Origin of the sequence: Winogradskyella sp. A2 (assembly GCF_046762865.1) — a bacterium.
Classification (GTDB): domain Bacteria; phylum Bacteroidota; class Bacteroidia; order Flavobacteriales; family Flavobacteriaceae; genus Winogradskyella.
The window spans coordinates 583,621-598,498 of record NZ_JBKQXM010000001.1; the positions used below are offsets into that span (position 1 = coordinate 583,621).

Consider the following 14,878-nt stretch of genomic DNA (forward strand, 5'->3'; position numbering starts at 1 on the left):
ATCTCATGAAAGGTCAACCCAATAATCCATTGCATGGCGTAAAATTAGAGCAGATTATTACTGAGTTACAAGCACATTATGGTTGGGAGTATATGGGCTACCAAATAAACATTCGTTGTTTTACGCACGACCCTTCTGTTAAATCGAGTTTAAAATTTTTAAGACGTACACCCTGGGCAAGAACTAAGGTTGAAAATATGTATTTAGATATGTTGCAAAAAAAACGTTAGGTTTTGGGCAGTATTTTACTTTTCTTTTTATCTAAATAGTGGCGCAAAACACCACCTTTAACATTGTTTACATCAAACTCAACGATAAATGCGTCTTCGTCAATTTTATCTACAATACGATGCATTTTTTTAATGTCTATTCTATTAATTATAGAGTGAATGATATCAAAATCTACCTGCTTACCTGAGTTGCCAATACCTCGTGTACCTCGGTAAAGCGTCATACCAACACCCAATTCTTTCATAATGGCATCCTCTATTTGTTCGTATTTTTTTGATACTATCGTGACACCAATAAAATCCTCGAAACCTTCTATTGTTAGGTCGGTAATTTTAGCTGTTACGATATAAGTTAAGATAGAGTAGAGCGCAACTTCCATGGAAATCACCATGGCTGTAATACCAAAGAGAATAATATTAAAAACTAAAATAATCTGCCCTATACTAATCCCAAATCTATCATTGAGGTACACTCCAAGAATTTCAGAACCATCTAATACAGAACCATTTCTTATGGCAATGCCTATACCTGCACCTAAAAATAAACCACCAAAAATGGATATTAAGAGCTTATCGTCAGTAATAGTTTCAAAATTTTCAAAATGTATAAAGAGCGCTAGTCCAATAATACTTAGTATAGATTTTATGACAATACGTTTTGAAACCGTAAAATACCCTAATATTAAAAAAGGAATACTAAATAAGATAAGCAGATAAGAGATGTTGATATCTACCAGTGTTCTTACCAAAAGGGCAATACCAGTAACACCACCATCTAAAAAGCCATTTGGTAATAAGAATGCTTTGAGACCAATACTAGCGAGTATAATTCCGAATAAAATCTGGACGTATTCGCTAATATATTTCATTGATTTTTTCAATTCTGAATTGTTCTAGTGTCTGATTTTCTCATGGAGTTACTTATAAATACCAAACCTATTGGCAAAGAGTCAATCCAAAAATTCCAGGTGTGTTTACCGTCTCTAACACGAAATTCATGAGGAATACCCTTCTTTTTTAGCTTAATATGAAGATTGGTATTTCCAAGAGTTAAGAAATCATCATCGCCACAATCAAAATAAATATTTACTGATTTTAGGGATTCTACATCCTGGGTATCAACAAAATTAAGGAGGTCGAATTCTTTAATGGCATCAGTATATCTCACTTCACCTTTTTTGCCTATTACAGATGGTGATATTCTACCAAAATAACTATCAAAGTGACTAGGATTATCATTAATTATTTCATCATAGGTTCTAATACTCGCACTATAAGCTGCACAAGCGCCAAATAATTCATAATATTTAAAAGCAAGTCGTAAACTACCAGCACCTCCCATGGAAAGACCACTTATAGCTCTAAATCTTCTGTCTTTAATGACTTTATATTTGCTTTCAACAAATGGTATAAATTCCTTAACCAACATATCTTCATAAGGGTATGTACCATCATCTCTATTCATATATAATCTATCGTCACCATCTGGCATTACAATAACCATTGGGTCTATTTTTTCTGCTCTTGTTAATTGGTTAACGATATCAGATAGTAGTCCATCCATGTTCCAGTCGGTTTCATCTCCTGTAAACCCGTTGAGCAGATATAATATTGGAAATTCATTATTCGAGTTTTCATATTCTGCAGGCAAGTACACAGAGTATTTAATGTTTTTACCCAGTATTTTAGAGTCCATTTCCAAGCTTAGTTTTACTTCATCTTGTGCAAATGAAATAGTGCAAATGAAATAAAAAAGAACTAAGATTAGAGTTGTTTTCATTTTGAAGTACGCATTGAATTACTAATAAATACTAATCCAACAGGCAATGACTCTACCCAGAATTTCCATGTATGGCTACCGTCTCTAACGCGATATTCATGTGGTATTCTTTTTTTTGTCAACTCAATATGAAGCATTGCATTTCCAATGGCCAAAAAATCATCATCACCACAATCAAAATAGATATCTACTGATTTTAAAAGTTTAGGGTCTTTAGTTTTAACTAAATCAAATAGGTTGTAATCTTTTATCGTTTTATTTAGCCTCGCTTCTCCTTTTGCACTAACAACTGAGGGCGAAATTCTACCAAAATAATCTTCAAAACCACCTGAGTTTTCGTTGATAAGTTCTTCTTCAGTAGAAATACCAGCACTAAATGCAGCACAGGCATTAAACAGATTGTGATATTTTAAAGATAGTCTTAAACTACCAGCACCACCCATTGAAAGGCCACTAATACCTCTATATTTTTTTTCACTTTTAACTCGATATTCTTTTTCAACAAAAGGCATTAATTCCTTTATAAACATATCCTCGTATGGATAGGTGCCGTCATCTTTATTCATATAAAGTCTATCGTCACCATCAGGCATAACAATGACCATAGGTTCAATTTGTTTGCCTTTAATGAGTTCATCAGCAATGTCGCGTAAATGACCAATACGCGTCCAGTTGGTTTCATCACCTGTAAAACCATTTAATAAATAGACAATAGGATATTTCCCATTAGAAGTATCAAAACCATCAGGTAAATACACTGAGTATTTTATTGATGTATTAAGTAGTTCACTCTGCATACTTAGACTTTCAAAAACTTTACTTTGAGCAAATGAGAAACCAATAATAAAAGAGAGAAATAGAAGTGTAAACGATTTTTTCATGTTGAGAGAATTGCTTTATGAATTAGATATAAAGATATCTCTCAAATATATCAAATTAATAAAGGAATGTAGAATTGATTACTGACCTAGAAATTAATTTATAAGTATTACTTTTTAAGTTTTACAATAATAAGTCTCAATAATAGGATGAAAGGAAATCCATGCAATACCAAGTCAAAATAATCCATAGCTTGCATGCCCTTTGCACCACCAAAAAGCCATCTGAGTTTACCTATTACGTGTGGTTCTGGGAAAAATGGTGCTAAGCCAAGTGTTAGGCATAAAAGGATAATAATACGCCAGTCGGTTGTCATTTTCATGTTAAACTATTGTTTTCACAAATTGGTCAATGGTATCGACGCCATTATTTGTAACATGTTTAATAAATGCACTTCCAATTATTGCACCTTTTGCATATTTGGTAGCTTGCGTAAATGTTTCGTTATTAGAAATACCAAAGCCTACAATTTGTGGGTTCTTTAATTGCATATCTGCTATACGCTTAAAATAAGCTTCTTGCTCAGGGCCAAATCCTGATTTTGCACCTGTAGTACTTGCAGAACTTACCATATAGATAAATCCGGCGGAAATTGAATCTATAAATCTAATCCTCTCATCGGAGGTTTGAGGTGTAATTAAAAAGATATTTATTAAGCCATACTTCTCAAATACCTCCTGATAATCTGAATGATATACATCAACTGGTAAATCTGGAATAATTAATCCATCAACGCCAACTTCCTGGCATTTTTTACAAAATTCTTCTACGCCAAATTGAAGAATTGGGTTAAAATAACCCATGATTATAAGTGGTATTTCAACAGTTTTTCGAATGTCTTTTAATTGCTTAAAGAGAAGCTCACTAGTCATACCATTTTTAAGAGCTTGAGTAGAGCTAGCCTGTATTGTAGGTCCATCAGCCAAAGGATCACTAAACGGTAGACCTATCTCGATCATATCAACACCATTCTTTTCTAAGTTCTGTATGGTAGTTGCAGTATCATTAATATTAGGATAACCAGCCGTAAAATATATAGATAGTAACTTCTTATCTCCCTGTAATTTTTTATTAATTCTATTCATTTTATAACTTAAAATAGTCAATATAATTCTGTAAATCTTTATCACCTCTTCCGGAAAGGTTAACCACAATGATATCTTCGGGTTTGAAGGTTTTATGTTCAAAAACAGCTAAGGCATGAGAAGTTTCAATTGCTGGGATAATCCCTTCTAATTGTGATAATTCTAAACCTGCTGTCATGGCTTCATCGTCAGTTATAGCCACAAATTCTGCTCTTCCTGTTTTATATAAATTGGCATGCATTGGCCCAACTCCAGGATAATCTAATCCTGCTGAAATAGAATAGGGTTCTGTAATTTGTCCATCATTCGTTTGCATTAACAAGGTTTTACTACCATGTATTATTCCTTCCTTACCCAAAACAGAAGTTGCTGCGCTTTCACCTGTGTCAATGCCTTTTCCTGCAGCTTCAACTGCAATTATGTTCACATCTGTATTATCTAAATAATGGTAATATGTGCCTGCGGCATTACTACCTCCTCCTACGCAGGCAATAAGATAGTCCGGATCCTCTGTACCTTCTTTTTCTTTTAATTGTTCTTTAATTTCTTCAGAAACTACAGCCTGGAATCGTGCTACCATATCTGGATAAGGATGAGGTCCAACAACACTACCAACAATGTAATGTGTGTTTACAGGGTTGTTAATCCAATCGCGCATTGCTTCGTTTGTGGCATCTTTTAGTGTTCTACTACCAGACAATGCTGGTACAACCTTTGCACCAAGCATTTTCATGCGCGCTACATTAGGTGCTTGTCTGGCAATATCTATTTCACCCATATATACTACACATTCTATTCCCATTAATGCACAAACTGTTGCTGTAGCAACACCATGTTGTCCTGCGCCAGTTTCAGCAATAATACGTGTTTTGCCAAGGCGTTTTGCCAGTAAGATTTGACCTATTGTATTATTCACTTTATGTGCACCTGTATGGTTCAAATCTTCACGCTTCAAGTATATTTTAGTGTTGTACTTCTCTGAAAGGCGTTTTGCAAAATAAAGTGGAGAAGGTCTACCAACATAATCCTTTAATAATTGATCGAACTCTTCTTTAAAGGAAGGCTCTTCTGTTATTTTGATATAATTCTGTCTTAATTCTTCAATGTTTGGATAGAGCATTTCAGGTATGTAGGCACCACCAAACTCACCATAGTATCCTTTGTCGTTAATATTGTAGCTCATGTTTAAATTTTTCTAATTCATCAATATTTTTTAATCCAGGTTCAATTTCAAATTTGCTATTAATATCAATGCTATAGCAGTATTTTGAAGCAGGACTATTTTTAAATTTTTTAATCTTTTCAATTTCTTCTATTCCGATTCCGCCGCTAAGAAAATAAGGTTTAGTAGAAGGGTAATCTCTTAATACATCCCAATTAAAGGTATAACCATTGCCGCCCGGTAATTTTCCTTTGGTATCAAATAGGAAATAATCACAAACATCTTCATAGTTGGTTAATACAGAAAAATCAAATTCATCTTTTATAGAAAAGACTTTAATGATTTCTTTGTTAGTAGACTTAAGTAGTCTGCAAATTTCAGGTGATTCATGACCATGAAGTTGTAACGCATCAAGTTTATGCTTTTCAATCTTGTCAACAATAACCTCTACTTTTTCGTCCACAAAAACACCTACCTTTTTAACACCATTTGGTAATTCTGGAATATTTCTATCAAAATCTCTTGGTGATTTTTTGTAAAAAATAAAACCAAGATAGTCTGGTAGCAAGGTTGCAACTTCAGTAGTATTATATTTCATGCCACAGACTTTTAATTTCATACTTCCAAGTTATTTATGAATTCAGTTGCACTAGCACCAGGATTGTCAGTTTTCATAAAGTTTTCACCAATTAAAAAGCCTTTGTAACCATATGGTTGTAATTCTTTAATCGCTTCAACAGAACTTATACCACTTTCAGATACTTTTACAAAATCATCTGGAATTAAACTACTAAGTTCCTTTGATGTTTCTAGACTTACTGTAAAGGTTTTTAAATCTCTATTATTTACACCTAACATATCCAATGATGGCATAATTGATTTTTGAAGTTCTTCCTTATTGTGCACTTCTAATAGCACATCTAGTTGCAATGATTTTGCAAACTCTGAAAACGATTTAATTTCTTCTCTTGTTAAAATAGCTGCAATTAACAAAATTACATCTGCACCATAAGCCTTTGCTTCTAGAATTTGGTAGTCATCAATTATAAATTCTTTTCTTAATAATGGTAAATTACAACTAGATCGTGCAATTATTAGATCATCTAAAGAGCCACCAAAATATTTACCATCTGTAAGAACTGACATACCACAAACTCTTGCATTTTCATAACCCTTCGCCACATCTTGAACATTAAGCTTGTAATTTATTACTGCTTTGGAAGGCGATCTGCGTTTATGCTCAGCAATAATACCAGAACTACTTTCTCTTAAGGTATTAGAAAGTGATTTGGTATTTCTTGTAAATAACACAGAAGCCTCCAATTGGCTGGTAGGTATTAAAGCTTTACGCAGTGCGACTTCTTTGCGTTTATCAATTACTATTTTATCTAATATGTTCATTTACTAAGTTCAATCAGTTTATTTAAACTTTGCTTTGCTTTGCCACTGAATAAGGACTCTCTTGCAATTTCAATTCCTTCTTTGTGATCTATTTTATTGGCTGTTGCTATTGCTAAACCTGCATTGGCAAGTACTACTTCGTTCTGAGCTGTTGTGCCATTCCCACTAATTATTTCTTTGAATAAGCCAGCGGCTTGTTCAACGGTATTGCCACCGAATATTTCAGATTGAATTACTTGGGTTAATCCAATTTCTTTTGGACTAAAAAGTAACTCGGAATCATTGGTGATTACTTTTGTTTTTCCTGTCAATGATATTTCATCATAACCATCTAAGGCGTGTACAATAGCATAATTCTTATCAGTTTCTTGATATAAGTAACCATATAGTCTAAGTAATTCTAGGTTAAATACACCTACCATTTGGTTTTTTGGAAACGCAGGATTAACCATTGGACCTAACATGTTAAAAAATGTTTTTACACCCAACTCTCTACGTATTGGTGCTACATTTTTCATGGCTGGGTGAAAAAGTGGTGCATGTAAAACACAAATATTAGTCTCATCAATACTTTTTTTGAGAAAGTCAAGGTCATTGGTGAATTTGATACCCAGATTTTCCATGACGTTTGAAGATCCACAAGTTGATGATACACCATAATTGCCATGCTTAGTAACTTTTACTCCAGCACCTGCTGTGATGAAGGATGAAAGTGTTGAGATATTGAACGTATCCTTACCATCACCTCCAGTACCACATAAATCTATAGTGTCCATTCCATCTAATTCTACAGGAATACATAATTCTAAGAGTGCATCTCTAAAACCTCTCAATTCTTCAATTGTGATACTTCGCATCATATAAATAGTGAGAAAAGAAGCGATTTGACTTTGGTTATAAATTCCTTTAGAAATATTAACCAAAACATTTTTAGCCTCATCACTACTAATGCTTTCTTGATTTATGAGTCTATTTAAAATTTCTTTCATGATTAGCTATTAACCCAGTTTTCAAGTATTTTTTTTCCATTTGGTGTCAGAACAGATTCTGGATGGTATTGTACACCCTTTACATCATATTCTTTATGTCTTAATGACATTATTTGTCCATTTTCATCGTAAGATGTAGCCTCTAAACTATCGGGAAGAATTGTACTTACAACCCAAGAGTGATATCTGCCCACTTTAAACGTTTTATCCATGCCTTTAAACAATGGTTCATCATCTACAGTTAACGTTATATCTGTAGCAACACCATGATATACCTGCTCTAAATTATCTAATGAACCACCAAATACTTCAGCTATTGCTTGTTGTCCAAGGCAAACGCCAAAAATACTTTTAGTAGATGCATATTTAGCAATAATTTCTTTTAATAGGCCAGCTTCATCTGGAATACCAGGTCCTGGAGATAAAACAATTTTATCAAATTCTTCAACCTCCTCAAGAGATAATTTATCGTTTCGTTTTACTGTTACCTCGCAGTCTAGATCCTCAAGGTAATGTACCAAGTTATATGTGAAACTGTCGTAATTATCTATAACTAATACTTTTTTCATTCTAAATGTCTTTAGCTTGTTCAATGGCGTTTGTTAGTGCACCTAGCTTATTGTATACTTCTTGTAATTCACTTTCTGGGTTGGATTTTGCTACCAAACCTGCGCCAGCTTGCCAAAATAATTTGTGGTTTTTACTTAAAAAGGTTCTTATCATTATGGCTTGGTTGTAATTACCGTTAAAATCCATAAACCCTATGGCACCACCATAATATCCACGACTAGTTTTTTCATATTTTTCTATGAGTTGCATAGCCATATGTTTAGGTGCACCACTTAATGTACCTGCCGGAAATGTATCTGCCACAACCTGCATAGTCTCGGTTCCTTTATTTTTAATGCCTGTAACCTTGCTTACAAGATGAATAACATGGGAGAAAAATTGAACTTCTCTATAGGTTTCCACCTTAACATTGTGTCCATGTCTACTCAAATCATTTCTTGCCAAGTCCACAAGCATAACATGTTCACTATTCTCCTTATCATCATTAATTAAATTTTCAGCTAATTCAGCATCTTTTAAATCGTTTCCAGTACGTCGGAATGTACCAGCAATTGGATGAATTTCTGCTTTATCATCACTAACTATCAATTGAGCCTCTGGTGAACTTCCAAATATTTTGAAATTTCCATAGTCAAAATAGAATAGATAAGGCGAAGGATTAATGCTTCTTAATGCACGGTAGACATTAAATTCGTCACCACTAAACTTTTGAGAAAACTGCTTAGATAATACCAACTGAAATACATCACCACGTGCACAATGTTTTTTAGCAAGCTCTACATGTTGTTTGTATTCCTCATCTGTTAAATTAGATTCTATTTCACCCTTGGTGTCAAAATCATAGGATGCATATTGTCTGGTTTGAATTAATTGAAGCAGTGTATCTATGTTATTTTCAGTATCAAAACAATGCGCAAAGATGTAGGCCTCATTTTTAAAATGATTAATCGCAATTATGTTTTGGTAAACCGCATAGTAAATCTCAGGAATTTCAATAGAATCTGGTTTTTTAGAAATCTCAATATCTTCAAAGTATTTAACAGCGTCATAGGCGGTATAACCAAAAATACCATTATTTATGAATTTGAACTCCTCGTTAGTCTCCACTTTAAAGCGTTGCGTGAATTTTTGAATTTCTTCCACAACACTAACGGTTTTTACATGGTTAACCTTTGAACTACCATCCGGATAGTTCTGATAAATAGATCCGTTTTTAACTTCTATTGATGCTATTGGATTACAACATATATAGGAGAAACTATTATCATTTGCATGATAGTCACTACTTTCTAATAGTATGCTGTTAGGGAATTTATCTCTAATTTTAAGGTAAATGCTAACAGGTGTTATAGTATCTGCAAGAATCTTTTTATAATGTGTATAAAGACTAAATATTTTCATTGATTGTAAATTAAAAAAAGGCTTGTCGTGAATGACAAGCCTTTTTCTATATTATATACATACAAGGTACTAATTCACGAACGTTGAGTTTGAGAATTTCCACCACCAAGTATTATTAATTATTGTTTTCACTAGATGTCAAATATAGAAATGATAATTTTTATTATCAAACTTTTGAATTAATTTTTTGTTAATTATTCAGAGGCATAAATATTGATTAATAACTTTAGCATATGAAACGATTTACTTTCCTTCTTATTTTATTAATTGTAGCTTGTAAAAATGACAATTCTACTGTAAATAAAGTTGCTGAAAAGGCATCTACCGAAATAGTGGAGACCAATTCAGAAGTCATTGCACTTGAGATATATGACTATGACGGATTAAAGCCACTTATTAATAAAAATGATAATAAAGTACATGTAGTTAATTTTTGGGCTACATGGTGTGCACCCTGTGTTAAAGAGTTGCCCTATTTTGAAACTGTTAATGAAAAATATAAGTCTGATAATGTGGAAGTTTTATTGGTAAGCTTAGACTTTCCGAAGAACTATGATTCCAAACTAAAACCATTTATTACTAAGCACGATTTAAAGTCTAAAGTTGTTGCATTTGATGATACAGATCAAAATAGATGGATACCAGCAATTAATGAAAAATGGTCAGGAGCAATTCCTGCAACGATAATATACAATAAAGACAAACGCCTTTTTTATGAAAGGTCATTTACCCAAGACGAGTTAGAAAACGAATTAAAACAATTTTTAAAATAAATACTTATGAAAACATTAAAAGTACTTTCATTGATAGTTCTTATGACTGTAGTTTCGGCATTTACAATTAAGCCTGATTCTGATGGTTATAAAGTGGGTGATTTAGCCACAGATTTTAGTTTAGAAAATATAGATGGTAAAATGGTGTCCTTGGCTGATTATAAAGACGCTAAAGGTTTTATAGTGATTTTTACATGCAATACGTGTCCTTATGCAGTTGCGTATGAAGACAGAATTGTTGAATTAGACAAAAAATATGCATCTAAAGGATATCCTGTAATTGCAATTATGCCCAATAATACAGATGTAAAACCAGGTGATAACATGGATGCTATGAAAGCTAGAGCTAAGGCAAAGGGATTTACTTTTCCATATTTAATGGATGAGGGACAAAAAATATATCCTCAATATGGAGCTACTAAAACACCACATGTTTACATCTTAGAAAAGACCAGAAAAGGAAATGAAGTAAAGTATATTGGTGCAATAGACGATAATTATAAGGATGCTAAGGCTGTTAATACAAAGTATGTTGAAGATGCAGTTGACTCATTATTAGATGGAGGAGAAGTTAAGGTTACGGAAACACGTGCAATAGGATGTTCAATTAAAGTATAATGATTTGACTTTCTGATATTTGTAATTAATATTTAAAAAATTTAATCCGGAGTTGTAACACTTCGGATTTTTTTTCGTCTATATCATAAGGAAATGTTAATTTTGTCGAAGAAAAAAGCTATAAAAAGTGAATTTATCGCAAAAAGATTGGACAAAACAACTTGATACAGACAATAATTCGGTTGTTTTAGATGTTAGAACACAAGACGAAGTTAATAATGGAATAATACCGAATGCTGTTCATATTGATATCTATAGAGGTCAAGGATTTATTGATGAAATTAAAAAGTTAGATAAATCTAAGAACTACTATGTGTATTGCAGGTCAGGAGGTAGAAGTGGACAAGCCTGCGCAGTTATGAATCAACTTGGTTTTGAAAAAGCCTACAATTTGGTAGGAGGAATTAATGACTGGCGAGGTGAAGTCAGGCAACAATAAAAATATATTACAATAATTATGAAAAGATTTTTTAAACTCTGTTTTTTAATCACTGTACTAAGTCTTTCAACGAGCTGTATGGATCCTAAAAACTCTGAAGTTCAATTGGTAACTGCAGAAGAAATGATATCTATCCTAGAATCAGAAGATGTGCAGGTTATAGATGTTAGAACTCCAGAAGAGTATAGTGAAGTACATATAGCTAATGCACAAAATATTGATTATTTATCTCCAACATTTGAAGAGGATATTACAAAACTAGATAGAGAAAAACCTATAATACTTTATTGCAAAGGTGGTACAAGAAGTGCTAAATGTGCTAAAAAGATGGAAGAAGCCGGATTTGAGAAAATATATGATCTCAAGGGAGGCCTCTCTAGATGGCAACATTCAGAAGAGCTTGAACTCGAAGTAAAATCTTAAAATATAAAACCGAACGATATCGTTCGGTTTTTTTGTGTAACAAATGTTTAGTCTTAATTCTTAAGGTTTTTATAAATTAGGCGACTGTTAATCAATAATAGAATCACAACAATTACATTTGTGTATTAACGCTTTATTTATGAAGATTAAATCGGTTTTATTTTACGTATTAATTGCGTTTTGTTTTTCATTTCAATTGAACTCTCAAATTTTAGAACCTGTTAAATGGGAATCTAAGATTGAGAAAGTATCAAACAACGAGTACAAAGTCATATTACAAGCCAATATTGATAAGGGGTGGTATATTTATTCCCAACACCAACAATCAGAAGATAGCTTCGCGCCAACGACCTTTTTTGAATTTAAAAATAAAGAGGGTAATTATAGTTTAAATGGTGAAACAACGGAGCCTTCCGTTCCGCCGATTTATGATAAGATATTTGAAGAAAATGTAGTAAAGTTTAAAGAAACTGCGATTTTTGAGCAGTTAATTACCCTAATTAACCCAGATCTTACTAAACTAGATATTTATGTAGAGTATCAAACATGTGACGATTCTAAGTGCATACCTGGTGACTATACATTCAATATATCCTTAGATGGTTCTGAAATTACAAAAGAAGTTACGGAATTAGATGATCGCAGCAAACGGCTTTCGGATGCACTTAATCTTAATGTAACGGGTTGGGATAAATTTGAAAGTCAGACCATTGAAAAGAAAAGCAATTTTTCAATTTTTTTATTGGGCTTTTTAGGCGGATTAATAGCATTATTGACACCATGTGTATTCCCAATGATACCATTAACTGTGTCATTTTTCACCAAGAGTGCAAATGATCCTAAAAAAGGATTGTTCAATTCGATACTTTATGGCTTTTTTATTTTTCTAATTTATGCACTTTTAAGTATTCCGTTTCACGTATTAGATTCTTTAGATCCTGGTATTTTAAATAACATTTCTACTAATGTTACACTCAACATAATATTCTTTATCATTTTTATTGTATTTGCCTTTTCATTTTTTGGATATTTTGAACTGACTCTACCTCAATCTTGGAGCGCAGCAATGGATAGTAAGGCCAATAAGATAGGTGGATTTATAGGTGTATTTTTTATGGCATTGACACTAGCCATAGTCTCTTTTTCATGTACAGGCCCAATTTTAGGAACTCTCTTAGGTAGCTCATTGACGGCAGATGGTGGTGCTATGCAATTAACTATGGGTATGAGTGGATTTGGTTTGGCGTTGGCCCTACCATTTTCATTATTCGCTATGTTTCCAAAATGGCTTAATTCATTACCAAAATCTGGAGGATGGTTAAACACGGTTAAAGTAGTACTAGGATTTATAGAATTGGCATTAGCACTTAAGTTTTTATCTAATGCAGATTTAGTTGAGCATTGGGGACTTTTAAAACGCGAAGTATTTATTGGCCTTTGGATATTGATAGGAATTGGCTTGGTACTTTATCTATTTGGTAAAATTAAGTTTCCTCATGATGGACCTTTGCAAAAATTAGGTAAGGGCAGAATAACGACTGGTATTTTAATCATAGCGTTTGTCATTTACCTTATACCAGGTTTAACAAATTCAGCTCACGCTAACCTTAAATTGTTAAGTGGGTTTCCGCCACCAATGTTTTATAGCCTTTATGAAAAATCATCCGAGTGTCCGTTAGATCTTAACTGTAACAAAGATTTAAGTGAAGGGTTAGCACAGGCTAAAGCTGAGAATAAACCTATATTGTTAGACTTTACAGGTTGGGCTTGTGTAAACTGCAGAAAGATGGAAGAGCAGGTGTGGAGCACAACTGATGTCTATGATATGCTTAAGGACAATTATGTTATTATTTCGCTTTATGTAGACGATAAAAAAGAATTGCCAGAAGTAGAGCAGTTTCAGTATATAAGAAGTAATGGATCTGTAAAGGATATTGAAACCATTGGAGATAAATGGGCAACCTTACAGACTATCAATTTTCAAAACAACTCACAGCCTTATTATGTCTTATTAGATCATGATTTGCAGTTACTGAATACTACAAATGCATATGAGCCAGATGCCGGTGCCTATTTTGATTGGTTGGAAAAAGGATTGGAAAATTTTGAAAACTAGTATTCTGCTTTCAGAAGTAGGTTTTATTTACTACAGATTTGCTAAAAAAATCTTACTTATATTTTAAATTTCTTATATTTAATGTACTCCAAAGCTGATCCTTTATCTTAAATGGGTTTACAGCGACAACCATTTATTATACATTTTTATTGTCATTTTATTTCAACCATATGTATTGTGTAATATATGTATGGTTACTATTAATCAACTAAATTCAATTAATTATGTTTAAAAAATCAATTTCATTTTTTATCATGGTGGCCATAGTTTCTGGTGCCATGTTAACTGTTACTGCTCAAAACGAGGATAACTCGTACAAAATGTGGGAGGATATTATGATTACTCCCGACTATGCTAAACTTAAGGTGCTTGGGGAAAATATGAGAAAGCATAACCAGAAGTATCATAAAGAAGGGCCGCATAAAGCGACTGTTTATAATATTACTACCGGACCAAATGCTGGAAAAATCATATGGGAAATGGGACCTATGACTTATGCTGATTTAGATAAAAGACCTTCTGTTGGTGGACATGATGAGGATTGGAGAGATAATATTGATCCATATATAAAAAAAATGCACACAGTTGAGTATTGGAAGGACGACAATGAACTCAACAATACGGCAATGCTTGATGGTGATAATTCTAAATATCCAATTATACTTGTTAGATATTTTGAAGTTGTAGATGGTCTTGCTCCTGGCGTTCGTACTTTCTTTGAGAGAGTAAGTAAAACAAATAAGGCTTTAGAAGGAGAAAATCCTTGGGGTGTTTATTACAATGAGTTTAGACAAGGTGATTTAGGAAGGCATATTGCAACGTTTCGTTTTCATCCAAATTGGGCAGATTTTGATAGAAATGTGAATTGGACTGAGACCTTTGAAAAGGTTAACGGAAATAACTCCATGCAGAATCAAAGAGAATTATATAGAACAACATTTAAAAACGCCTGGGATGAAATTTGGGTTTATAATAAGGAAATGAGCGGCGATTAATTTTGTTAAGTAAGACT

The 14,878-nt window shown here is 33.0% G+C and carries 18 protein-coding genes; 7 read left to right on the forward strand and 11 right to left on the reverse strand.

The annotated features are described in order from the left end of the window. The first annotated feature begins 5 nt into the window (after nucleotides 1-5). Entirely contained in the window at nucleotides 6-230 is a 225-nt protein-coding gene (locus tag ACFWV9_RS02550; RefSeq protein WP_411893664.1) for a VF530 family DNA-binding protein, read from the forward strand. Here the strand turns inward: ACFWV9_RS02550 and ACFWV9_RS02555 are convergent. From ACFWV9_RS02555 to ACFWV9_RS02605, 11 genes are all read right to left on the reverse strand, one after another. Next, nucleotides 227-1,099, reverse strand: coding sequence for a YitT family protein (locus ACFWV9_RS02555; protein ID WP_411893665.1), 873 nt, complete (start codon nucleotides 1,097-1,099; stop codon nucleotides 227-229). The two genes, ACFWV9_RS02550 and ACFWV9_RS02555, sit on opposite strands and share 4 nt — an antisense overlap. Nucleotides 1,100-1,107: 8 nt before the next feature. Continuing rightward, complete coding sequence (locus tag ACFWV9_RS02560; protein WP_411893666.1) at nucleotides 1,108-2,010, reverse strand: alpha/beta hydrolase; 903 nt, start codon at nucleotides 2,008-2,010, stop codon at nucleotides 1,108-1,110. Then, entirely contained in the window at nucleotides 2,007-2,891 is an 885-nt protein-coding gene (locus ACFWV9_RS02565; RefSeq protein WP_411893667.1) for an alpha/beta hydrolase, read from the reverse strand. Before ACFWV9_RS02565 ends, ACFWV9_RS02560 begins: the two co-directional genes overlap by 4 nt. A 107-nt stretch (nucleotides 2,892-2,998) precedes the next feature. Then, nucleotides 2,999-3,211 carry a hypothetical protein gene (locus ACFWV9_RS02570; RefSeq protein ID WP_411893668.1) on the reverse strand — a complete coding sequence of 71 codons (213 nt, stop codon included), beginning with the start codon at nucleotides 3,209-3,211 and terminating at the stop codon, nucleotides 2,999-3,001. A gap of 1 nt (nucleotide 3,212) precedes the next feature. Continuing rightward, a complete protein-coding gene (gene trpA / locus ACFWV9_RS02575) occupies nucleotides 3,213-3,974 on the reverse strand; it encodes a tryptophan synthase subunit alpha (protein WP_411893669.1) in 762 nt (253 codons plus the stop codon). Nucleotide 3,975: 1 nt separating this feature from the next. Next, entirely contained in the window at nucleotides 3,976-5,157 is a 1,182-nt protein-coding gene (trpB, locus tag ACFWV9_RS02580) for a tryptophan synthase subunit beta (RefSeq protein WP_411893670.1), read from the reverse strand. Next, a complete protein-coding gene (locus ACFWV9_RS02585; protein WP_411893671.1) occupies nucleotides 5,141-5,755 on the reverse strand; it encodes a phosphoribosylanthranilate isomerase in 615 nt (204 codons plus the stop codon). The genes trpB and ACFWV9_RS02585 overlap by 17 nt, the downstream gene beginning before the upstream one ends. Beyond that, nucleotides 5,752-6,537, reverse strand: a complete 786-nt coding sequence (gene trpC, locus ACFWV9_RS02590) for an indole-3-glycerol phosphate synthase TrpC (protein WP_411893672.1) — start codon at nucleotides 6,535-6,537, stop codon at nucleotides 5,752-5,754. Before trpC ends, ACFWV9_RS02585 begins: the two co-directional genes overlap by 4 nt. Next, nucleotides 6,534-7,526, reverse strand: a complete 993-nt coding sequence (trpD, locus tag ACFWV9_RS02595; RefSeq protein WP_411893673.1) for an anthranilate phosphoribosyltransferase — start codon at nucleotides 7,524-7,526, stop codon at nucleotides 6,534-6,536. Before trpD ends, trpC begins: the two co-directional genes overlap by 4 nt. 2 nt (nucleotides 7,527-7,528) lie before the next feature. Continuing rightward, complete coding sequence (locus ACFWV9_RS02600; RefSeq protein ID WP_411893674.1) at nucleotides 7,529-8,095, reverse strand: anthranilate synthase component II; 567 nt, start codon at nucleotides 8,093-8,095, stop codon at nucleotides 7,529-7,531. A gap of 1 nt (nucleotide 8,096) precedes the next feature. Next, entirely contained in the window at nucleotides 8,097-9,497 is a 1,401-nt protein-coding gene (locus tag ACFWV9_RS02605; RefSeq protein ID WP_411893675.1) for an anthranilate synthase component I family protein, read from the reverse strand. Nucleotides 9,498-9,730: 233 nt separating this feature from the next. Between ACFWV9_RS02605 and ACFWV9_RS02610 the strand changes: the two genes are divergently transcribed. From ACFWV9_RS02610 to ACFWV9_RS02635, 6 genes are all read left to right on the forward strand, one after another. Then, complete coding sequence (locus ACFWV9_RS02610; protein ID WP_411893676.1) at nucleotides 9,731-10,270, forward strand: TlpA family protein disulfide reductase; 540 nt, start codon at nucleotides 9,731-9,733, stop codon at nucleotides 10,268-10,270. 6 nt (nucleotides 10,271-10,276) lie between these two features. Next, nucleotides 10,277-10,888, forward strand: a complete 612-nt coding sequence (locus tag ACFWV9_RS02615) for a thioredoxin family protein (RefSeq protein WP_411893677.1) — start codon at nucleotides 10,277-10,279, stop codon at nucleotides 10,886-10,888. Between the two features lie 127 nt (nucleotides 10,889-11,015). Continuing rightward, nucleotides 11,016-11,327, forward strand: coding sequence for a rhodanese-like domain-containing protein (locus ACFWV9_RS02620; protein WP_411893678.1), 312 nt, complete (start codon nucleotides 11,016-11,018; stop codon nucleotides 11,325-11,327). A 78-nt stretch (nucleotides 11,328-11,405) separates the two neighbouring features. Further along, complete coding sequence (locus ACFWV9_RS02625) at nucleotides 11,406-11,750, forward strand: rhodanese-like domain-containing protein (protein WP_411893679.1); 345 nt, start codon at nucleotides 11,406-11,408, stop codon at nucleotides 11,748-11,750. A 139-nt stretch (nucleotides 11,751-11,889) separates the two neighbouring features. After that, nucleotides 11,890-13,866 carry a cytochrome c biogenesis protein CcdA gene (locus ACFWV9_RS02630; RefSeq protein ID WP_411893680.1) on the forward strand — a complete coding sequence of 659 codons (1,977 nt, stop codon included), beginning with the start codon at nucleotides 11,890-11,892 and terminating at the stop codon, nucleotides 13,864-13,866. A 224-nt stretch (nucleotides 13,867-14,090) separates the two neighbouring features. Further along, nucleotides 14,091-14,861 (forward strand): hypothetical protein, encoded by a 771-nt coding sequence (locus tag ACFWV9_RS02635; protein ID WP_411893681.1) that lies wholly within the window; start codon nucleotides 14,091-14,093, stop codon nucleotides 14,859-14,861. The last annotated feature ends 17 nt before the right edge of the window (nucleotides 14,862-14,878 follow it).